Origin of the sequence: Mesorhizobium sp. M0159 (assembly GCF_040322295.1) — a bacterium.
Taxonomy (GTDB): Bacteria; Pseudomonadota; Alphaproteobacteria; order Rhizobiales; family Rhizobiaceae; genus Mesorhizobium.
The window spans coordinates 1-22070 of sequence record NZ_JAMYTF010000067.1; the positions used below are offsets into that span (position 1 = coordinate 1).

Consider the following 22070-nt stretch of genomic DNA (forward strand, 5'->3'; position numbering starts at 1 on the left):
TGCGACTGCTAGCATCTCTACCGTATCTTCCGTAGCCTTCGCGGCGGACCAACTGGTTGTCGCTTCGTTCGGCGGTGCCTACACGAATTTACCAGCCATGCGCCCTGCCGGACTAAAATTTGGATTGGTTCATCATTCACAGTCGGCTCACTGATGTCCACGATAAAATCGAATTATGGGATGATTCCGATTAGCGATAAATATATTGAAGCAGCCTTAATTCGAACACTCGAAGCAGCGGCGGCTGCAGCGAGGACCGAGGACCTAATGTTCACGTGAAAAGCGGTGCGCCAGGTGTGGAGATACTCCATGGTCGTTGACCTGCCACTGATTTTCATCCGGCTGCAGTTAGAGCCTCGGCGGGTTTTACGCCGTATGGCGCGGGTTGAGCAACGGGTGATCGGCGGAGCTGGTCGGGGTTGCGCAGCCGATCGTCCGTTGCGGTGAGATTGGCGGCATAAGCCGCAGGCGTGATGTATCCGAGCGCCGAATGTGGGCGCGATCGGTTGTAGTCGTCTGCCCATTCGGCGATGGTTGTTCGGGCATAGTCGAGGCCGAAGAACAGGGTTTCGTTCAGCAACTCGTCCCGCATCCGCCCGTTGAAGCTTTCGCAGAAGCCGTTCTGCATCGGCTTGCCCGGCGCGATGAAGTGCCATTCCACCTGATGATCCTTCGACCAGGCGAGGATCGCGTTCGAGGTGAACTCGGTGCCGTGGTCAGAGACGATCATGCCCGGCTTGCCGCGCTGAGCGATCAGTTCCGTCAGTTCACGGGCAACCCGACGGCCGGAGATTGAGGTGTCCGGGATCGCGGCCAGACATTCGCGTGTCACGTCGTCGACGATGTTGAGCACGCGGAAGCGCCGGCCGCAGGCGAACTGGTCATGGACGAAATCCAGCGACCAGCGCGCGTTCGGCTTCGCCTGGACCAGGATCGGCGCCCGCGTGCCGACGGCTCGCCGTCTTGCCCGGCGCTTGCGCACGGCCAGTCCTTCTTCGCGGTATAGCCGGTAGATGCGGTTGATACCCGATGCCTCGCCCTCGCGCCTGAGCAGAATGAACAGCCGCCGATAGCCGAAGCGCCGGCGCTCGTTGGCAAGGTCGCGTAGCCGGCCGCGCAGTTCCATCTCAGGTGGGCGACAAGAACGATACCGGATCATCTTGCGATCAGCGCCCACAAAGGAACAGGCCCGCCGCTCCGACAAGCCCATCGTGGACTGCAGATGCGCGACGGCTTCGCGCTTGGCGGCGGGCCCTACCATTTTTTTGAAAGAAGCTCGCGCAGTGCCGACGCTTCGAGCATCTGGTCGGCGAGCAGCTTCTTCAGCTTCGCGTTCTCGTCTTCTAAGGCTTTCAGCCGCTTGGCATCGGAGACGTCCATCCCGCCATACTTCGCCTTCCAGTTATACAGCGTCGCCTCGGAGATCCCATGCTTGCGCGCCAGGTCGCCCGCCTTCGCCCCCGCTTCGTGCTCACGCAGAACCGCGATGATCTGCTCTTCCGTAAACCGCTTTCTCTTCATCAGTCCGTCCTTCAATCGAGGCCGGACTCTAATCTCAGATGGAGGAAATTACCCGTGGCAGGTCATCGTCTCTCTTTGATGCTTGGAGCGGGCCTGTCCCGACTCCGTTAACACCATCAGTGTGAGGGACGACCACCTCATGGCCAAGCAAGCCGCGAGCGGAGCGCGCCACTCAAGCGCCGTAGCGAAGTGAGCGGCCCGCTTGCGGCCCGTTACCCATCTAGGGCCTCGCTCTTAGAGAACTCCAGTCAAGAAACGGAAGCCCGCTAGCGCTGCTATCCCCCCAGCACACTGCATCACGACTCGACCGTAGCGTTCGCTTGCTTTTTTGATGTGGAAACTGACCGCGATGCCGGCTGCGTGCAGTAGCGCGGTTGCAATTATGAATCCCGCGGCATACGCGAAACCGCTCGCACTCTCGGGCATCTCCGCTCCATGGGCGTGACCGTGGAAGATCGCGAAACAGCCGGGGACGCCCGTCGCAATTGCGACCGGCGCTTTCATCTTGAGCGCAACGATGCCGCCAAGCACGATTACCGACAAGGCGATACCGAGCTCCGCGTGCGGGAGATAGACGCCTGAGGCGCCGAGCGCTCCGCCGAGAGCCATCATCAAAACAAACATGGTCGGTACGAGCCACAGCGCCCTGCCGCTCAGTTGATTGGCAAATACACCGATCATTACCATCGCCAGGATATGGTCTACCCCACATATTGGATGGCTAATGCCATGGAGGAACCCACTGGTATCTCCCACCCCAGTATGCGCGGAGGCAATGGATGGCATGCTCGCAACGAAGGCGAGCACAACCCCAAACTTCGGTCCCTTTGAAATCATAATAGTCCCTTCCTAAGATCTCAGCAGCTGGGCGTGGCGCTGTAGCAGGAGAACCAATGCCGTGCCTGCCAAATACTCGCCAATGCTGAAGGTGATTACTTCGATGCAGCCCGTGAATTCTTTGAGAATCCTTATTTAATCATGTTCCGAATGGCGAGTTCCAACAGAATGTGTATGGTCACATCCCATGTTATGCATTCGGTTGTGAAGACGCCGATATGCAGACTCAAGCACGAGCCGCATCTCTTTATGCCGTTTCGTTTCGGCGCGTGTTCCTATAGTGTCAATGTAAGCCATTGCGCCCTCTATCTGCTCCAGGATTGTGAGTGCGTCAGCCGCTGCAAAGAACTCCGAGTCTTCAACATGGATCATTACCGGCGACGAATGGGCCGCAATGATCTCAGGCTTGTCATCGTACTTGGCGCGAACGAGCAACGCCACCCAGGAACTCTTTGAGATACGTACCGACCAAGTTCCGGCATCCTGATCGGGTCTCAGAGAGCGCATCTCCCTGATTTCACCATTGACAACAAGCTGTACCGTGGTCATCGGGACTATTATGCTCGCGACTCGCCAACTGACGTCGATCGTCCCTCCCGACGAAGACATGTTTAACCGGCTTCCCATGGGCTTTCCCTCAACAGTGAAATCCATGAGGGGGCCATAAGTCACGAATGTATGGCCTGTGCGAACAGCGTCCATCCATGTCTCGTAAGAAAACTCCTGGTGATCTGGAATTTTCACGTAGGTCCGAATTGCTCCCACTGCTCTACCAGCATATCGAGCCGCTTGCTTGTCGGTTCCAGCTACCGCTGGGAGCAGATAGCCGTTGTTCAGATAGCGATACCAATCAGAAAGTGAATATGGATCAATGCCCCGGTAAGCGTCCTTTCCGGGGTAGAGTTCAATCGCGTCCGCCTCCTGAAGAACTATAGTCGCAGCGTTCTCCAGCCGTGGGTCCGGAAAGTGGGGCAGGACGACTAACCCGCCCTGGTGGCGGCATTGCCGTGCCCATTCAGTGAGGAGCACGTCGACTGGGTCGCCTATGGCGGATTCGTCAGGGCCGCCGGAGCACAGCGGCAAGATCATATTGCCTGAATAGCCGAGAAGCGAGACGTGGCCGAGGACATGCTGGCGGTTTTCGGTGCCGACGCGCACCAGAAATTCGCCGTCTCCTCCAGCGGCCTTCGTACCAAAAGTGGTGTGACCATCGAAATCGCCAACGTTGGTCATCAGCTCTCCCCACTGGCTGGCAAGAAGATTGATAACGTTTACGCCCTCCGCGGCACCTTCTAACATGGCTGTTGACGGAGAAAGGAAGTGGACGTGCGTATCGGCGGTGACCCAGCCCTTTTCACGCCAATGGAGAGCCTTTTCTATCTCCACCGTAATCTGTTCGGTTTCGCGTGTGATCTCGAACGTTCTCCGGATCGGCCTAATCTCAAACCCTTTTGTGATTTCCAGGAAGACCTGGCCTAACGGCAGATCGATCGTTGATAGTCCGGAAATATAGGTGGACAGATGATTGCCGTGAAAAAAATCGGGGCTGTAATTCTCGAACCATTCTGGATTCGGGTTGCGCATTCGGTCTAACGGAGCGAGGTACTCCCCGATCGAACCATGCACGTGAAGCTTGACCGGGAGAAGCTTTTTGGTTCCTGCCTCGACAACGCGAAGGATAACTCGCTGGTCCGCTGGAGCTATTGGCTCCAAGCTGAATTCACCCTGAGAAGGGCATTCTTCCAGGTCCTGGACAGGGATGCAGCTACCGTCCTTTATGTGGAAGGCAGCCTCCTCGTGCGCGGCGTACTCGACGATCACTTCATTGAACGTCGTACCGGGGTCTAGATTTTGGCGTGTTTGTTCCCAGTCGTCCGTAGGGTAGACGAGCCGTGGGGCCATCGAAATAACTTGCCCCAGATCGAGTTGTATATGCTCCAAGAGACTATGGTGCCGAGCGGAATCGTGGCTCAATTTGGATGACATTCTGACCAGTGCTTTCTTTCGCTTTTCCCAGCGGAGCGGCATTGAACGAGCATTACCCGCCGCAACTCCAGAGATAAGCAAAGTACCGCAAACTGGTTCGAACCTGATTGCCTTAACCGGCTTCTCGGGATGCGGATTTTGAAAAGCCCACACGAAGTTATGGTATGGTGTAGGGTCCTCAAAGACGAGTTGCGTCTGGCGTTCTCCCCACTGAACGGTCGGATTCTGAAAAGTGGTGTCGTTGATCAGCCTCGTCTGTTCACGGGTATTTAGTGAGAGGGGGCGTGGTTTCTTGGCCGTTACTGCCTGGAGACATTGCTCTCCCCACCGGAACTGAAAGGAGCCAACCTGATGCCGCCTCCGGATCTCTGTGCTTTCCTCGGAACCATCTTCGTAAATTAAGACGTAGTCAGCTGCGTGCTCGCCAAGTTGGCCAATTCCTCCCATCGGGGAGATAAATCCGTTCGCATCGGCGGCTAGCGATCGAATATCTGAGGTATGCAAGAATACAAACCACTGAGCGGTCGTCTGCGAAATCGCAACTGTAACTGGCTGATCCCGAAGCAGAACCGGGCGCCCAATCTCGAAAGGAATGCCCCAAGCCACACACGAATCCGAATGCGCAAAAGGCAGGGCCTTCGCCAGATCCGCTGAAATATCCGGATGTTCTGCAAGCTCCTCCAGTGAGACCGTGCCATCAAAACTGACAGGCCAGAACATCGATGAAGCTGGGCCGTCTCGGTAAGCACTCATGTCGAAGTCCTCTATCTCTTCAGCTTCGGCAGCACCCGAAAACCATCAGCAGGTCTCCGTGCCTGCCACGCGGAGCTTCGTTGCGACTGCCGAAAACAGATAATCCATTCGTTCTCGATGACAAAGTGCCTGAAGGCATGTAGTTCTTCAATTGAGAGCGTAGAGTAAATCGAGTTCGATTAGTGGGTTAACTTGGGCTCATTCACCGCTTGCCGCTCGGTTAAGTCTTTTCTTTCCTCTCGAGAGAGTTGTTTATGCCCTGCGCTCTTGAACTATCGTCCAAACCTTCCCCTAATGCCTACTGGCTTCGGTCACATGTTGGACTGCTTCCTATCCCCTTGAGGAACGCAGCTTAGTCCTGCCGGCTGGGCGAACATCAAGACAGCCGGGTCGTCGACGATGATCTACTCCTCCTTTCAGGGCTGCTCGTTGAGTGAGCGTTTGTCGGCCATCTGCGATGAGAGCCATTATGTTTCTGGAAGTCTACAATCATTATTAAAAAAATCACCGTTTCTTTCCGAATTATGATAATTCTTGCGGTGGGGGACTCGAGGACGAGAGCTTCGTGGCCCGACCGGGCGAGCCGGAAGTCGGTGCTTGGGCAACGGCTCCCGGTAGGATGGGAAGAAGAATTCTTGAAGGGCAAGGCTTCGAAGAATAGATGCGGTTGATCGAGGGAACCCCAACCCGCAGACTACCGATCACCCGGTCGGATACTAGGCCTGGGGCGCCGACAGTAAGTTCGAGGCAGTGTCCCTTCCGGACGACGTGTGCAATCGGTCCCAGCAACGACATTCGTATCTCGTAGATTTTGCCCGGTTCGAGCTTCTCTCACGCCACGATCCTCGTCGCCGAGGGTGGAAATCATGTCTTCAGAGGCTCAGTGCTACTCTGCGTCACTTGCGTGACGCGTTGAAGGTAAAATGTTAAATAACGTAATATATTAATAAATTGTATGGCGTTGCATAACAAAACTTAACTTACAATGTAGCCGTAAAATTCCAACACACATGCTATTTAGTTGTGGCCGCGCACGAGCAGGTTACTTGCACCGAAAGTTTCTCCGCCTCCGCGGTGCCAGTTTTGCGGACGTGGTCCTTAGGAGGCGGCGCTGCGCTCGGCAAAAGGTCACGGCTTGAGCACACGTTCAAGTCTTTCCCGCAATCCACGGCTGGCAGCCTTAATTGAGGAGTTTGTCACATATGAAAATAATTTCGTTCAAACCCGACCATGATGGAGCGATTGCAGCGCTGGATGCATCAGAAGCCAAGCTCATCTATTCATACGAGGCTGAAAAGGATAGCTTTCCCCGATATTCGACCATCACTCCGACGGCGGTCCTCGACGCGGCCGGCCGCTTGGATGCCATTCCGGACGTGATTGCCCTGGGTGGCTGGTCGATTATGGAAATCACGGGCGAGAGGCCCATTGCGGCTGGCTACTACGGCGTCGGCCAAGGATCGGAGGTTGTCGGCGAGACGACTATCTTCGGCAGGAAGGTGCATTTCTATTCCTCAACGCACGAGCGCTCGCATCTCTGGGGCTCCTACGGCATGTCGCCGTTTCCCCTTGGAATGCCCTGTTATGCGCTGATCTGGGAAGGAGGCCTCGGTGATTTCTATGAAATCGATGAGCGCCTTCAGGTCGTGCATTTAGGAAGAGTAATGGAGACCCCTGGTATCAAATATGCTTTTCTCTATGCGCTGGCCGATCCGAAATTCACTTTTCCCAAAGGGCACACGCGCCGCGAAGACGCTGGCAAGCTAATGGCACTTTGCGCCTATGGGCAGATCGGCTCGCCCGATCGGGACGAGCAGGCGCTAATCGATTTCCTGCTTCCAAGCGATCTGTATCCTTTGTCGAAGGATGATCTGCAGAATTCGCCCTACTACAACATTGGCGTAACCCATCAAAAGTTCACCAACCTCGCCAGGCGCGTTTCGGACGCCATGTTCCATTCGTTCCACACCTTTGCGAAGAAGAACCTAACGAAAGGCTACCCGTTGCTGATATCTGGGGGGTGTGGATTGAACTGCGAGTGGAATCGCCGATGGGTCGAAACGGACCTATTTTCCGATGTTTTCATTCCGCCCTGCACAAATGATACGGGCTCGGCGATTGGGACCGCAGTCGACGCGATGCGGCATTTCACCGGCAATGCGAAGATCAAATGGAGCGTCTATTCAGGCCAGCCCTTCGTCTTTGATGAAATCGACCAGAACGGTCTCGAGGTCCATCCACTCGACTACAACCAAGTGGCCTCGGCACTCCTCGCGGACAAGGTGATCGGCTGGGTACAGGGGAATTGCGAGATCGGGCCACGGGCGCTCGGCAATCGGTCAATTCTCGCCGCGCCTTTCTCAAAGTCAACCCATGAGCGGTTAAACCGCATCAAGAAGCGCGAGGGTTTTCGCCCGATCGCGCCGGTTTGCCTGGAAGAGGACGTCGGGATCCACTTCGACTTGGCACGCACATCGCCTTACATGCTTCTTTTCCAGAAGGTTCTCGATAGCCGGTTGGAGGCCGTCACGCATGTTGACGGCACAGCGCGGGCTCAGACCGTTTCGCAGGAGCAAAATCCACCCCTGTTTCAGTTGCTCACTTCATTCAAGGCGAAAAGCGGGGCCGGTGTCCTTTGCAATACATCGTTGAACTTCAATGGCGCCGGCTTCATCAATCGTGCAAGCGACCTGCTGGCCTATGCCCGAGCTGTAGGTCTCGATGGCTTTGTTATCCATGATAATTTCTACGTTTTGCGGACGAAGTCTCGCACGGCGTAGATCCGACAAAGGGGATTGCATGAATGAAGCGGTACGGCGGAACTCAAGACCGAGATCAGATGGCGGCCTCAGCATGGCCGTCGAGGGTGGATCGCCGACCTGCGCGCCATCGCATCAACACAACCAACTCCGAAGACCGCGACGGAAAGAAACCGTCTGGTGCGAGCACCAAGTCGAGAATGGCAGGCGAGTAGATTCGAACGACGCCACCTCGAAGCTAAGATCATGACGGATAGCGGCGACTTGGAACGCCAACTTCCGCCGCAGGCGACCGCACCTGTCGCCGTCGATCTTACGCATGCCAAGATGTAACGCTCTGACCTGTCAATCCGGGCAACTGTGTTTGTCAGGGGCGAGCTGGGTTCCATGGTTCGTTGTTTCGAATCATGGCGCTGAGGATGGTGAGAATCTTTCGCGCGACGGCGATGAGCGCCACCTTCGGCTCCTTGCCGTTTGCAATGAGGCGCTGATGGAAGGCCCTGAGCACGGGATTGGAGTGGCTGGCGGTGAGTGCACCATATAGACCACCCCGCGCACGTCATGGCGGCCGCCCCAGATGCTGCGTTTGCCTCTGAAAGTGCCGGTGTCGAAGTCGCAAGGCGCAACGCCAACAAGATCGGCAATCTCACGTCGTGAGACCTGGCCGATCTCCGGAGCCAATGCAAGCACGGTAGGGCCGAACGCCGGACCGGCAGAAGGACTGGATCAGACTCTGGCCGCTAGCCCCGGCTGGCTGGCGAGGATCTCAGACATACGCTTGGCAAGCAGTGCGACATCCAACTCGATGTGGCGCAGCCGATGGGTGAACATGCGCTTGACTGTTCGGCTCGCGTATTTGCTCGAGTTGATGGTGAGGCTGACCTTGTCATCGCTGAGCTGCCTGCGAGGCAACGACCAGATCGGCGAGTTGCTCGGCGATTGGGTCGCATCGCACCGGTCGGTCGGCAACTCGGCGGTGTAGCGCGCAATCAGCAGGCCATCGATGCGATCGTTCTTGGCTAGGCGGCCAAGAGCGCGGGCATAGTGGCGCAGCTTCTGCGGGTTGACGTTCCTGGCCGGCAGGTCAGTCTTGCGCAATGCCTTGGCCACGCCACGCTCATAACCGCCGCTCGCTCCATGCCGATGGCACGCACGGTGTAGCCCTTCAGCCACTTGATCAGCTTGGCTCAACTATCCTGGTCGTTGTCGAAACGCGCGTGCTCCTGCGTCTGAAACACGGCCACGTCGAGCTACCGTTTGGCAACCTCAATAACGATGTCCTGAACTGCCTCTTCAATCATCTCCCCGGTCCCTTCCTTGTGTGCGGGGGCTTGCCCGTTGCAACTGTTCGGGTTCACAAAGAAGGCAGTCGGGCACCAGCTCACCTACGGTTTCGGCCACCTGAGGGGCGACGGGCTCTCGACCGCCGCCACGAACCGGAACATACCCCGGTTCGTGGCGCCCACCACTATGCTCCATTACAAACACACATGGGATGCCTCGCGACCAATCGCCACGCGCGCGTCATCAGCAGCAGCGACTGCTTGATCGACGCTGCGCAGGATACGTGCAGCGCGCCGTGCGATAGCTCCAAACCGGCGGGCGTCCCCGTGCGAACGGCGCGGAAGCAACGGCTCTAAAACAGCCCGCTCCGCGTCCGTCAATCGCGTAGCAAGCGCAGCCCCCTTTCGGGCAAACCGATCATGGGTAATATCAGTCCACACTCTCCGTCGATGCTTCGCAACACCGACTGAATCACAAGCAACTGATCACATCGCAATCTCGCCCCCGCGGTCCTCCTGCGATTCTTACAATCATGGGACGCCACTCTTACAACCCAGATTCCGTTTCCGATAGACCACGTGAGGTCGCAACCAATGATCCTCGCAGAACTTCGGGTTCTCGTAATCGCCGGCGGGATCATACATCATGCCGATCTTCTCCATGACCCTTTGGCTCGGCACGTTCTCCTTGGCCGTGAAGGCTGCGACCTCCGGCAGACCGACTGACCCGGCGTAGTCGAGCCATGCGCGCGCCCCTTCCGGTGCGAGTCCTTTGCCCCAATGCTCCTTTGCAAGCATCCATCTGATTTCGGCACACGGATGGTTCGGAGTTACGGCCTCCTCCGCCTCGTAGACGCGGAGCCCGATCATACCGATAAGCTCGCCGCTGCTCTTCAGTTCCGCCGCCTGAAGATCAAACCCGTTTGTCCGGGCACGCTCGATCGAAAGGTCGATCTCGACATTAGCTTCCACGGCAGTCAGCATTTTGTGATAGAATCGTCTGACGTGAGCATCACCATAGATTCTGGTCATTGCGCTCCGGTCTTGGTCCGCCCAGGGCCGCAGTATCAGACGTTCAGTCGTCAGTCTCATCAGTCAAACTCATCAAATCTCTAAACGGATATCAGCAAAACTTGGTCCAGTGCCCGGGTTCGCCGGCCCGGTCTCCCGAAACGGCTCGCAGTCCTCCCCCCAGGGTGGTGCGCAGCGCCTCAAGACGTGCCACCAAGCCGTCCGAGACCAACCCCACGGGCACCTCGTCCCGCTCGCCGCGAACCGGAAGCCCCATCTGGGATGTACAGGCCTCACTGACGCCCGCCCGACGCGACAAACCAAAACCGCTGTTGAGGGAACGACAGCGGCACCGGCACGGACGTGGCAAATCTTCAATGGGCGGGAACCGCCCTCAACAGTGCAGCGTCCACCGCAATGATTTGGATCGTTCGAGTAAATTCATGTAGACCCCTCGGCCGGAGACTGCGAGACCGCTACGGTAGTAAACGGACCCTTCACCGTGTACGTTGCAAACGGCGTGCCTCCGAAGAGGTTGCGCGAGCAACAGGCGCAAAAATCATGTGTTCGCGGCCGCAACGGCGCAATACTTGCGCCTCAGTGTGTCAGGTTCCGAACACTGACGTCTTCAACCGGACACAGCTGGACACGCAAACAGCCCATGATTCCCGCTGCGAGGCGCAGTCGTTGAAAGACGCCGTGGACGGTTCGCTCGTTGAGGCGTGCCCACCTGTGATAGTGAAGAAGGCTTGCTCCTCCTCCTGCCTGATGAAACGCTCACATGCAAATATGAACCAAGCGCGTCGGCGACCGATTGATGAAACGGTACACGCCGTAACTTGCGGAACTTCAGTCATGCGCATTGTTGCGCGGTAAGCGCCTCGCCGATCGCCTATGGATTTGGGCTTGACGTTTTCCGGATCGCCTGCCGGGGACTCGTTCTACGCGACAATTGGCAAGCTTTGCCGATATTTCAACCTACCGGGGCCGAACCCCGCATCCGTCGAACGATGCTGCGACAAATTCACTCAACGGGGGCTTCTCGCGGAGGCCGGCATTCCCATACCTGCTTATCGCTTGGCAGCGGATGCGACGGAGGTAGAAAGCTCTGCCGCGCAGATCGGCCTGCCGGTGATTGTTAAGCCAGCCGTAGGTACAGGCAGCCGCGGTGTCCGATTGTGCCGCAACCTCCCCGAGTTAGCTGAACATACAACCTATCTGTTGGGCGGGAAGCACATATGGCGATCTTCGCCGAGGATACTCGTCGAAGAATTCGCACAAGGTCCCTATTATTGCGCCGAGATAATGGGAAATGAGGTCATTGGGATTGGCGGCGCTGACTTCGGCCCCCCGCCACATTTTGTCTTTCGTGAGTGGACCTATCCTGCGCGGCTGACTGATGACGAGCATGAGCGTATCGCCAATGTTTCGTTGAGCTGTTTGCGAGCTCTCGGCCTTGGCTGGGGACCAACCTGCATTGAATTCCGGTGGACGAAGCGTGGCCCAGTCGTCATTGAAGTTAATCCGCGTCTTGGTGGCACGCCCGATCCTCAACTGATTCAGCTGGCTTACGGCGTCGATCTCATCACCGAGCACATCAAGCTCGTAATCGGCGAGGAATCGGATTTGCGCAGAAGGCATTCGCAAACTGCGGCGGCGCGGATCCTCGTTCCTGATCGCGATGGCACCCTCGATTGGATGGATGGCGACAGTCGCGCGGCTGCTATACCGGGTGTCGCCGAGGTGAAATTGTATGTCAAACCCACGATGCCGATCGTTAGGAAAGGCGATTCCCGAGACGGGATCGGATATGTCGTCGCCGCTTCCCCCAACCGAGCTGAGACCGACGCGATACTGCAGCGTGCCGTCGACTTGATCGATTGGTCGATCACACCATTTCCGACACTGGGCGAATAGGAACAATCTGCGAATCCAACATGGAACCCTCGTCACCGAGAGGAACGTTTCGCTCACCGGCCCCCGACGCTAGTGTCAATCATCGGACAAAGGGGCTTCATGAGCGGAATCAATATACGTGATGACGCGCTCTTTCCCGAAGACGGCCGTCTAATACCGAATTTGCAGGCGCCTTTTTTGGTGCGGGAGGCTGTTAGCCGGGAGCACTTTCGTCTACGCGGTCGACATGGGTCGCCGCGTCATGGGGCTACGCTGGAAGGTCCTACACAATGTATGTCTCGCACGCTCCGAGCAAACTGACGAGACGCAATCACGTTCGCAACACTTTGGCGGACATACATGAAGCGCGATTACTTTCGAACTGAGAAACGCGCAGGCCCAATGAGCAGCACGGCAAAACGGCTTGGGACTAGCAGGGAGTCTTGTCGGGGTGGGCTGGTTGAAATTTTTTCGGCCATCGACCGGCAGCACCATAGAAATTTGCGATGCCCAGCGGCAGGCCGCGCGAGGCAACCAGGAAATATGCCGCCGAAATGAGTGCGGCGAGATGCGGCTCCCTGCCGACGCCCATAGCGTCGGAACAGCATCGCCAGTGGAGCATCAGCAGTTCGCCGCTCCAGGCAACAGCGCCGACGAGGCGGCGAGCAAGACCAGCACCGAGCAGGTTACGACGCGGCAATTTCGGCAATGGACGTCGCATCGATCCCCTAGTGCCGATAAAGATCTTTTACCGTGCCAGTCTGGCCGAAATGCTCGACTCCAAGGCTGACCGTTTTGTGACCCATCACCCCACCCAGCCAAGAGAGAGCCGCCGGGTGACCGTCGATGACGGTGACAATCCTGCAATGGCGCGGCAATTTGCCAAGCAGGCGCTCAGCATGGCTCAGTGCACGCAAATTGGCGCGGGCACGTTCGCGCTGGGCAGCTTGCCAACCGGCGTTCAGACGATCTGCTGAGGTGATGGATAAGACTCCGATGTCGCGCCGCCGGTCGGCCAGCATGCCCGCAGCTGCGACGGCCTCGGTCGCAACCGTCCCCTGGTAGGCGATGATGAGATCGGCGTTAGGCCCGGGTTCCTTGAGCCAGGTTGCCCCATCGATCACCTGCTGGGCGAAATGTGGGTTGGGTTTGCGGCCCGGCTGCTCAATCTGACGGGTGCTGAGGCGAAGGTAAACCGAGCCGCCGGTCTCGTCGCGCAACCATGTGCGCTCGTCGGGATCGCCCTCTCCGCTACCCCGCGATACGAAGGGATCGTAGAGCGTACCAATCGGCAGCAGCCGCTCGCCAAAAAGTGAATGGGAAAGCCCGGCCGCGCCCAACAACAGGAATACATTCATCTCGGCGATGCCGAGCTCGATGTGCTGGCCCTGAGGCGAGAAATCCCACTTCTGGGCGCTCGGGATGCGTTGATCGCGGAAGACGTCAGCGAGCTCCCGACACGCGAACAAACGGCGCCGATTGACCCAGGGGCCTAGATTGGTCGAAATCGTCACGTCCGGCGAGGTCGTAACGATGCGGGCGGCGAGTTCGCTGTCGGATTTGCCGATCACATCGAGTATGCGGCCGAAGGCGGCCTGGGTCGAGATCTCCTCGCGCACCGCGACGGGGCTGACGGCAACGGTCTGCGGAATGTCGACGCGCTCCGCGCGGTAGCGTCGGTGACCCTTGGCAAAGAACGGCACGGAATCGAGGAAGGCCTGTATCTGTTTCGCCGAGCCGTCCAGCCCCTCGAACCGCTCCCATTCGCGACCCTGCCTTACCCTCATTTGTTCCTGAAAGACCTGCATTTGTGCAGAGGTCATCAGCCCGGAATGATTGTCTTTGTGGCCGGCGATAACTCCTCCCGAGCCATCCAGCCGCCCCAATTATCCCTATTCTTCTTGGAATTGTCACGCTGATCACGTGTTACCCTTCAATTTTGACCACCACAAACAGCAGAGAGGCGGGACCGGTCTTCCAGTGCTCGATTCCCAGCGAACACGAAACTTCGGGATTTATCTGGCGGCAGCTTGATCCAGCGTTCTGACGAAATCGAAGTCAAGCCCGGTCCTTTTTCGGGCTTCGTCCAAACAATCCAGAATAGCAGCGAGACAGGTGAGCCGCACTCGAAAAACCGGTGGCGAATGCGATCTCAGAAATTGATAAGGGGCTCTGCTGCAATAGGCGGCGCGCATGGGTCAGGCGAAATTTCCGATACACTTCGGAGTAGCTGGCGTTGAGATGCTCCGAGAACAGGCGGTCGAGGTGGCGCTTGCTGACGCCGGCATAGACCGCCATCTGGGAACGGTCCAATGGTTGCTCAATGGCAGCTTCCATCTTCTCCAGCATGTTCAACAGTACCGGGTGGTTCACCCCAAAGCGTTCAGCGGTGGACGCCCGTTGTGGCGCCAATGGCTCCGCAACCGCTGTGTGGAGGTACCAATCACTTACGCGGCGAGCAAAATCCGCTCCCATCCGCTCGCAGATAAGGGCATGCATCATATCCAGAGGCGCAACCCCACCTCCGCAGGTAATGCGGTTTCCGTCGAGCACAAATCTGGCCTGGCGTGGACTGAGCTGAGGAAACGCTTCAACAATTGCCGCTGCATGCTCCCAATGGACTGTAAAGTCCCGGCCATCGAGCAAGCCGGCAGCGGCCAAAAGATAAGGTCCGCCTGAAATTCCGCCGATGCGAACCCCGTTGCGAGACAAATGGCGTAGGGCTGCGAAAAGCGCGGGCGAGCCTTGGCTCACTGGATTTCCACCAGCGCAGACGAAGATGATGTTCAGCAAAGAACGATCCAGCGGCTGGCAGGGGATGATGGCGCCGGAAGAGCTGACCACAGCTTTTCCATCAACCGAGATCGGTCTCACGTCGTAGAGTGCTTGGCCGGCAAGAAGGTTTGCGGCGCGCAGCGGCTCCGTTGCGGACGCATACGACATGAGTGAAAAGCCGGGCAGCAACAGGAACCCTATTATTTGCGTAAGCCGGCCGGTTTGGTCAATCATGGCTCTCTGGTGTCGTTTTTTGTCTCTTATAAGATAAGAATAATCTCCTGGCCAGATATACAAGATGAAACGGCGCGGAAAAATCCTATGCACTACTCTGCACTCTCTATCCTTTTCAATGGACTTCGCGGCAACAAAGGCTGGACTCCCGCCTGGCGCCAGCCCGAGCCCAAGCCGCGTTACGACGTGATCATCGTCGGTGGCGGCGGCCACGGTCTTGCCACGGCCTACTATCTCGCCAAGGAATTCGGCATCACCAACGTCGCGGTGTTGGAGAAGGCCTATATCGGCTCCGGCAATGTCGGCCGCAACACCACCATCATCCGCTCCAACTACCTGCTGCCCGGTAACAATCCCTTCTACGAACTGTCCATGAAGCTGTGGGAAGGGCTGGAGCAGGATTTCAACTTCAACGCCATGGTCTCGCAGCGCGGGGTGCTCAACCTCTTCCACTCGGACGCCCAGCGCGATGCCTATACAAGGCGCGGCAACGCCATGCGCCTGCACGGCGTCGACGCCGACCTGCTCGACCGTGTCGCGGTGCGAAAGATGCTGCCGTTCCTCGATTACGACAATGCTCGTTTCCCAATCCAGGGCGGCCTGTTCCAGAAGCGCGGCGGCACCGTGCGCCATGATGCGGTCGCCTGGGGCTATGCGCGCGGCGCCGACAGTCGCGGCGTCGATATCATCCAGGGCTGCGAGGTGACCGGCATCCGCCGGGAGAACGGCCGCGTCACCGGCGTCGAGACCTCGCGCGGCTTCATCGGCTGCGGCAAGCTGGCGCTGGCGGCGGCCGGCAATTCGTCCGAGGTCGCCCGCATGGCGGATCTGAAGCTGCCGCTGGAAAGCCATGTGCTGCAGGCTTTCGTTTCAGAGGGGCTGAAACCGTTCATCGACGGCGTCGTCACCTTCGGCGCCGGTCATTTCTACGTGTCTCAGTCCGACAAGGGCGGCCTCGTCTTTGGCGGCGACATCGACGGCTACAATTCCTATGCTCAGCGCGGCAACCTGGCGACGGTCGAGCACGTTGCGGAGGCCGGCAAGGCGATGATACCGGCGCTGTCGCGGGTCAGGGTGCTGCGCTCCTGGGGCGGCCTCATGGACATGTCGATGGACGGATCGCCGATCATCGACCGAACGCCAATCGACAACCTCTATCTGAATGCCGGCTGGTGCTATGGCGGCTTCAAGGCGACGCCTGCCTCGGGCTTCTGCTTTGCCCATTTGCTGGCGCGCGGCACGCCGCAGGAAACGGCGGCGGCTTTCCGCCTCGACCGCTTCCGGCGCGGTTACCTCATCGACGAAAAAGGCCAGGGCGCCCAGCCCAACCTTCACTGATCTTGGATCAAGGACATCCCAAATGGCAAGTCTCGTGCCCTGCCCGCATTGCGGGCCTCGACCAAAAGAGGAATTCACCATCAAGGGCGCAGCGCTTCCGCGCCCGGTGGCCGATGCCGGCATTGATGCCTGGTTCGACTATGTCTATCTGCGCGACAATCCCCGCGGCGCCTACGAGGAATACTGGCACCATACCTCCGGCTGCCGCCGCTGGCTGGTCGTCGCGCGCGACACCGTGACCCATGAAATCGCCGCTTGCCGCGACGCTGCATGCGTCGAGAAAACCGTTGACGGGCAAGGAGCTGGCGCATGACCTCGTACCGTTTGCCCAAGGGCGGATTGATCGACCGCACCAACCCCTTATCGTTCACCTTTGACCGCAAGTCGATGCAGGGGCTCGACGGTGATAGCCTAGCCTCGGCGCTGCTGGCCAACGGCCGCCGCCTCATCGGCCGCAGTTTCAAATATCACCGGCCGCGCGGCATCCTGTCGGCCGGGGCTGCCGAGCCGAACGCGTTGATGACCATCGGCAGTGGCGGCCGCACAGAACCCAATACCCGAGCCACCATGCAGGAGCTCTATGCCGGTCTGCAAGCAAAAAGCCAGAACCGCTGGCCGTCGCTTAACCTCGACATCGGCGCGCTGAACAGCCTGTTGTCGCCCTTCCTCGGCGCTGGCTTCTATTACAAGACCTTCATGTGGCCCGCCTCCTTTTGGGAAAGGGTCTACGAGCCCTTCATCCGCAAGGTGGCCGGTCTCGGCAAGGCGGCCTACGAGGCCGATCCCGACGCCTATGGCAAATGCTGGGCCCATTGCGACCTGCTCGTTATTGGCGCCGGAGCGGCCGGCTTGGCCGCAGCCCTCTCGGCCGGTCGCGCCGGCGTCAGCGTCATTCTCCTCGACGAACATCCGCTTGCCGGCGGCGCGCTTGTTAGCGAGACCGCAACGGTCGACGGCCGGCCGGCCGCCGGTTTTGCCAGCGCCTGCGTCGCAGAACTCGAATCCCTGCCGAATGTCACCCTGCTTGTCCGCACCACCGCCTTTGGCTGGTATGACGGCAATGTCTTCGGCGCCGTCGAGCGAGTGCAGAAGCATGTTGCCCAGCCGAAGCCCAACCTGCCGGTGGAGCGCCTCTGGCGCATCGCCGCCAAGCGCGCGGTACTGGCGACGGGGGCGGAAGAGCGGCCGCTGGTGTTCGGCGGCAACGACATTCCGGGAGTGATGATGGCAGGCGCGATGCGCCATTACCTCAACCGCTATGCGGTTGCCCCGGGCAAGACGCCGGCGATCTTCACCACCAATGATAGCGGCTATGCGCTCGCCCGCGACCTCGAAGCGAAAGGCATCGAGCTTGCGGCCATCATTGACAGCCGCGAGGACGGCGGCGGTTTCTATGCTGGCAAGGCGCGCCTCATCAGGGGTGCCGTGATAACGGATGCCAAGGGCGGAAAGACGCTGAGCGCAATCGATATCCGCGCGAACGGCGGCAGCGAAAGCCTCGCCGTCGATGCACTCGCCATGGCCGGCGGGTTCAGCCCGATCATCCACCTTGCCTGCCACCGCGGCGGCAAGCCGGCCTGGTCGAGTGAACACGCGGCCTTCCTCGCCCCCGGTAATCTGAAAGGGCTCGTGCTCGCTGGGGCCGTCAGCGCCGCAGACGGCCTTGCCGCCTGCCTAGCCGACGGCGCGCAAAAGGGCGCTGCCATGGCGGCGGAGCTTGGGTTCACGGCGGCAGCCGCTGACTTCGGCACGGTCGAAAACGATATCGTCGCTCTACCAGCCAAGCCCCTGTGGTCGATCGCCGGCGTCAAGGGCAAGGCCTTCGTCGATTACCAGAACGACGTGCACAGGAAGGATCTCGGCCTTGCCGTCAGCGAAGGCTACGGCCATGTCGAGCTTGCCAAGCGCTACACCACCAACGGCATGGCGACCGACCAGGGCAAGCTATCCAACGTCAATGCCATCGGCCTTCTGGCCGAAGCGCGCGGCGTCTCGCCGGCCGATGTCGGCACGACGACATTCCGGCCGTTCTACACGCCCGTCTCCTTCGGCGCGCTGACAGGCCCGCATCACGGCCACCATTTTCAGCCGGTGCGCAAATCGCCGCTGCACGGCTGGGCGGAAAAACATGGCGCGGTCTTCGTCGAGACCGGTCTCTGGTACCGCTCCTCTTGGTTCGCCCGTGCGGGCGAGCAGTCTTGGCGCGACAGTGTTGACCGCGAAGTGCTGAACGTGCGCCGCAATGCCGGGATCTGCGACGTCTCGATGCTCGGCAAGATCGAGGTCTGCGGGGCAGACGCAGCCGAATTCCTCAATCGCGTCTATTCCAACGCCTTTCTGAAGCTGCCCGTCGGCAAGGCCCGCTACGGCCTGATGCTGCGCGAGGACGGCATGATCTACGACGATGGCACGACCAGCCGACTGGAGGAAAACCGCTTCTTCATGACGACGACTACGGCCTACGCCGCCGGGGTCCTGAACCATCTGGAATTCTGCGCCCAGGTGCTGTGGCCCGATCTCGACGTGCGCCTCGCCTCGGTCACCGACCAGTGGGCGCAGATGGCAATCGCCGGTCCCAAAGCCCGCACCATCCTGGAGAAGATTGTCGATGACGACGTCTCCGACACAGCATTCCCCTTCCTCGCCGCGAAAGAGGTTTCGCTGTTTTCTGGCCAGCTGCATGGCCGTCTATTCCGCATCTCGTTTTCGGGCGAACTCGCCTATGAGCTTGCGGTGCCAGCCGGCTACGGCGAAAGCGTCGCCGACGCACTGATGGACGCCGGTATGTCCGACGGCATCATGCCCTATGGCGTCGAGGCGCTCGGCGTGATGCGCATCGAAAAGGGCCACGTCACCCACAACGAGATCAACGGCACCGTCGTGCCGGCCGATCTCGGCTTTGCGAAAATGGCCTCGGGCGCAAAGGCCGATTTCATAGGCAAGGCGATGGTGGATCGCGAAGGCCTCGCCGCTGCAGACCGGCCGCGCCTGGTCGGCGTCATGCCGCTCGATCCGAAGCAAACCTTCCGCACCGGCTCCCACATCCTCCCCAAGGATGCCATGGCGACGCTCGAAAACGACCAGGGCTATGTCACCTCGAGCGCCTATTCGCCCCATGTCGGCTCCACCATCGGTCTTGCGCTCGTCAAGCGCGGGCCGGAACGGCATGGCGAGGAAGTGGTGGTATGGAACGGCCTTCGCGGCGAGTTCACCGCCGCGCGGCTGTGCAATCCTGTTTTCGTCGATCCGCAGAACGAGAGGCTCCATGTCTGATTTCCGCCCGATCCTTCGCCCGGTGCTTGGCGCCAAGACCGCCATCTCCTCGGCTCAGGTCAAACTCTCGGTCCTGCCGGAAGGCGCGATCGTGCATGTGCTTGCCCAACCCGGCGAACAGGACATGGCATCCTTTTTGAGCGGTCTCCGCAAGGGCGTCGTTCGCAGCGTTTCGCCCGGACAATGGTTCATCGTCGGCGATGAGCCGATGACGCACGGGGATATCAAAGCCCTGTTGGACACGCTCGAACCGCGCGCTACCGGTATCGATCAGAGCGGTGGCCGCGTTCGTATCCGCATCGAAGGCAGTCAGGCCGCGCGCGTCCTGTCGAAGGGCACGGCCGTCGACCTTTCCGCCAGCTCCTTTCCCGTCGGGCAATCGGCGACGACCCTGATCGGTCATATCGCTGTGCATCTGACTCGCAGCTCGCAAGAAAGTTTCGAGCTGATAGTACTCAGAGGTTTCGCAGAGAGCCTTTGGGACGATCTTAAAAGGATGAGCGCTGAATTTCGATAGTTCAGGCTGGCGCAAGTGCTGCAAGGGTTGCGGTTGGCTTGCCGCTAATGAGGGAGCAACTATGCCTAGCAACTTGATTTTAAACTAAAATGTAAGTCCACACGCGGGATCGTCGCAGCGATCTCAACCTTCTTGGCGGATAGCGGCTGCAACATCGTCGATAGCTGGCAGTTCGACGACCTCGATACAAGCAAGTTCTTCACCCGCGTCTCGTTCATTTCCGAAGAAGGCGCCACGCTGCCGGCCCTGAAGGAAGGCTTCGCGCCGATCGCCGAGAAGTTCGGCATGGAGGCGGAAATTCATGATGGCACCAGCCGAATGAAGGTATTGTTGATGGTTTCCCGCTTCGGCCATTGTCTCAACGACCTGCTTTACCGCTGGAAGATCGGCGCGCTGCCGATCGACATTGTCGGCGTCATCTCGAACCATTTCGACTACCAGAAGGTCGTGGTCAACCACGATATTCCCTTTCACCACATCAAGGTGACCAAGGAAAACAAGTCACAGGCCGAAGCACAGATCATGGTGGTGGTTGAACAGACTGGCACCGAGGTGATCGTTCTCGCCCGCTACATGCAAATCCTGTCGGATGAGATGTGTCAGAAGATGTCCGGCAAGATCATCAACATCCACCACTCCTTCCTGCCAAGCTTCAAGGGCGCCAACCCCTACAAGCAAGCCCATGAGCGCGGCGTCAAGCTGATTGGCGCGACGGCGCACTATGTCACCGCCGATCTCGACGAAGGCCCGATCGTCGAGCAGGACATCGCCCGTATCACCCATGCCCAGAGCGCGAACGACTATGTCTCGATCGGCCGCGACGTTGAAAGCCAAGTTCTAGCCAGAGCTATACACGCGCACATTCACCATAGGACGTTCATCAACGGCAACAGGACCATCGTGTTTCCAGCCAGCCCAGGTTCTTATGCCTCCGAGCGGATGGGCTAAGCATGGGCACGATCGACAAAGGTCGCTGCTTCCGTACACGACAGGGTTAAGTCAAGCTGGCCCACACTTGGGGAAAGCTTTCGAACCAATCAGGTCTGCGCGCACGGTTCACGATTTGTACGATCTTGGAAACACGATGTCCTGATCGACCAGAATGTTGAACTTGTAGCTGGGCCGGATTTCGAGCGTCGGCCGGACATCGATGTTCTTGGAGATCGTCCGCTCGGCCACCCGCCCGAAGGTTTCCGCCAAGGACCGCCTTGCAAAATTCTGGGCACTTGTTTTCGGTGCTGTCACATTGATTGAGCGGTAAGGAAATTGAGGCAGCAGCGCGCTTATGACCGTGAGTGTACCGACCTATACGAACCACCGCTATCGGATCGGAATCGTAGCGCGTGCTGTCTGGCTCTACTTCCGCTTCAATCTTCGCCTGCGCGATGTCGAGGAAGTCGGGATCATCGTTTCCTACGAGACCATCCGCCGATGGTGCCGAAAGCACGGTCCTGATTATGCGCGCCGCATACGCCGCAGGCGCCGACGAAAGACGATGTCTGGCACCTCGATGAAGTCGTGGTGCGCATAAACGGTCAGAAATGCTGGTTGTGGAGAGCCGTTGATCAGGACGGATATGTGCTCGACGAGGTCGTCCAGACGCGCCGCTCGGGAGCGAACGCGACAGGGTTTCCGCTCGGTCGGCACATTGCGGCATTCGTGTCGATCTTTTCCATCCGAAACTCTTATATGGGGATGGTCAACCACAAACGGCGTCACGTCGACATTGTCATGTACCTCCGGGCAATCCGCAGATCCATTCGATGGGTCCGTTTGCGTGACGAGGTTCGCGAACGAACCCAGTCCACCTTATATTCGGTCAGGGCGCATGCACCTGTTCCATGATCCCGCTTGCGGCGGATTCGGACCCAAGAGACGAAACCATTC

General features: G+C 58.9%; 14 protein-coding genes and 6 pseudogenes. 8 read left to right on the forward strand and 12 right to left on the reverse strand.

The annotated features are described in order from the left end of the window. Positions 1–334 precede the first annotated feature (334 nt). From NKJ32_RS31940 to NKJ32_RS31955, 4 genes and pseudogenes are all read right to left on the reverse strand, one after another. On the reverse strand, positions 335–1402 hold the full coding sequence (locus NKJ32_RS31940) for an IS3 family transposase (protein ID WP_352830039.1): 1068 nt from the start codon (positions 1400–1402) through the stop codon (positions 335–337). Further along, positions 1369–1521: pseudogene (locus NKJ32_RS31945) on the reverse strand (transposase); the annotation flags it as partial. The pseudogene NKJ32_RS31945 and the gene NKJ32_RS31940, both read right to left, overlap by 34 nt. Positions 1522–1755: 234 nt before the next feature. After that, complete coding sequence (locus tag NKJ32_RS31950; RefSeq protein ID WP_502902716.1) at positions 1756–2355, reverse strand: HupE/UreJ family protein; 600 nt, start codon at positions 2353–2355, stop codon at positions 1756–1758. Positions 2356–2493: 138 nt separating this feature from the next. Next, on the reverse strand, positions 2494–5097 hold the full coding sequence (locus tag NKJ32_RS31955; protein WP_352830014.1) for a CehA/McbA family metallohydrolase: 2604 nt from the start codon (positions 5095–5097) through the stop codon (positions 2494–2496). Positions 5098–6299: 1202 nt separating this feature from the next. Between NKJ32_RS31955 and NKJ32_RS31965 the strand changes: the two genes are divergently transcribed. Next, positions 6300–7877, forward strand: coding sequence for a carbamoyltransferase C-terminal domain-containing protein (locus NKJ32_RS31965; protein ID WP_352830016.1), 1578 nt, complete (start codon positions 6300–6302; stop codon positions 7875–7877). A gap of 384 nt (positions 7878–8261) precedes the next feature. On the opposite strand, the pseudogene NKJ32_RS31970 reads toward NKJ32_RS31965, so the two are convergent. The 4 genes and pseudogenes from NKJ32_RS31970 to NKJ32_RS31985 all read right to left on the reverse strand — a co-directional run. Beyond that, positions 8262–8564, reverse strand: a pseudogene (locus tag NKJ32_RS31970) (hypothetical protein); the annotation flags it as partial. 18 nt (positions 8565–8582) lie between these two features. Then, positions 8583–8966 carry a hypothetical protein gene (locus NKJ32_RS31975; protein WP_352830020.1) on the reverse strand — a complete coding sequence of 128 codons (384 nt, stop codon included), beginning with the start codon at positions 8964–8966 and terminating at the stop codon, positions 8583–8585. A 468-nt stretch (positions 8967–9434) separates the two neighbouring features. Next, positions 9435–9580: pseudogene (locus NKJ32_RS31980) on the reverse strand (IS5/IS1182 family transposase); the annotation flags it as partial. 90 nt (positions 9581–9670) lie between these two features. Beyond that, complete coding sequence (locus tag NKJ32_RS31985) at positions 9671–10231, reverse strand: GNAT family N-acetyltransferase (protein WP_352830022.1); 561 nt, start codon at positions 10229–10231, stop codon at positions 9671–9673. A gap of 825 nt (positions 10232–11056) precedes the next feature. Here NKJ32_RS31985 and NKJ32_RS31990 point away from each other — a divergent pair. Further along, entirely contained in the window at positions 11057–12067 is a 1011-nt protein-coding gene (locus NKJ32_RS31990; protein WP_352830024.1) for an ATP-grasp domain-containing protein, read from the forward strand. A 409-nt stretch (positions 12068–12476) separates the two neighbouring features. Here the strand turns inward: NKJ32_RS31990 and NKJ32_RS31995 are convergent, their stop codons facing one another. From NKJ32_RS31995 to NKJ32_RS32005, 3 genes are all read right to left on the reverse strand, one after another. Continuing rightward, positions 12477–12767: a hypothetical protein gene (locus tag NKJ32_RS31995; protein WP_352830025.1), complete on the reverse strand. Its 291-nt coding sequence runs from the start codon at positions 12765–12767 to the stop codon at positions 12477–12479. Positions 12768–12774: 7 nt separating this feature from the next. Continuing rightward, positions 12775–13932, reverse strand: a complete 1158-nt coding sequence (locus tag NKJ32_RS32000; RefSeq protein WP_352830027.1) for a hypothetical protein — start codon at positions 13930–13932, stop codon at positions 12775–12777. Positions 13933–14104: 172 nt separating this feature from the next. Beyond that, positions 14105–15055, reverse strand: a complete 951-nt coding sequence (locus tag NKJ32_RS32005; RefSeq protein ID WP_352830029.1) for a GlxA family transcriptional regulator — start codon at positions 15053–15055, stop codon at positions 14105–14107. An 87-nt stretch (positions 15056–15142) separates the two neighbouring features. Here NKJ32_RS32005 and NKJ32_RS32010 point away from each other — a divergent pair, with 87 nt between their 5' ends. From NKJ32_RS32010 to purU, 5 genes and pseudogenes are all read left to right on the forward strand, one after another. Then, on the forward strand, positions 15143–16393 hold the full coding sequence (locus NKJ32_RS32010) for a sarcosine oxidase subunit beta family protein (protein ID WP_352830031.1): 1251 nt from the start codon (positions 15143–15145) through the stop codon (positions 16391–16393). A gap of 22 nt (positions 16394–16415) precedes the next feature. Further along, entirely contained in the window at positions 16416–16706 is a 291-nt protein-coding gene (locus NKJ32_RS32015) for a sarcosine oxidase subunit delta family protein (RefSeq protein WP_352830033.1), read from the forward strand. Then, entirely contained in the window at positions 16703–19666 is a 2964-nt protein-coding gene (locus NKJ32_RS32020) for a sarcosine oxidase subunit alpha (protein ID WP_352830035.1), read from the forward strand. The genes NKJ32_RS32015 and NKJ32_RS32020 overlap by 4 nt, the downstream gene beginning before the upstream one ends. Further along, positions 19659–20183, forward strand: a complete 525-nt coding sequence (locus NKJ32_RS32025) for a sarcosine oxidase subunit gamma family protein (RefSeq protein WP_352830037.1) — start codon at positions 19659–19661, stop codon at positions 20181–20183. Before NKJ32_RS32020 ends, NKJ32_RS32025 begins: the two co-directional genes overlap by 8 nt. Before the next feature lie 90 nt (positions 20184–20273). Then, positions 20274–21131 (forward strand): annotated as a pseudogene (purU, locus tag NKJ32_RS32030) (formyltetrahydrofolate deformylase); the annotation flags it as partial. 108 nt (positions 21132–21239) lie between these two features. Here purU and NKJ32_RS32035 read toward each other — a convergent pair. Then, positions 21240–21422, reverse strand: a pseudogene (locus NKJ32_RS32035) (TrbI/VirB10 family protein); the annotation flags it as partial. Positions 21423–21468: 46 nt separating this feature from the next. Here NKJ32_RS32035 and NKJ32_RS32040 point away from each other — a divergent pair. After that, positions 21469–21791: pseudogene (locus NKJ32_RS32040) on the forward strand (IS6 family transposase); the annotation flags it as partial. Between the last annotated feature and the right edge of the window lie 279 nt (positions 21792–22070).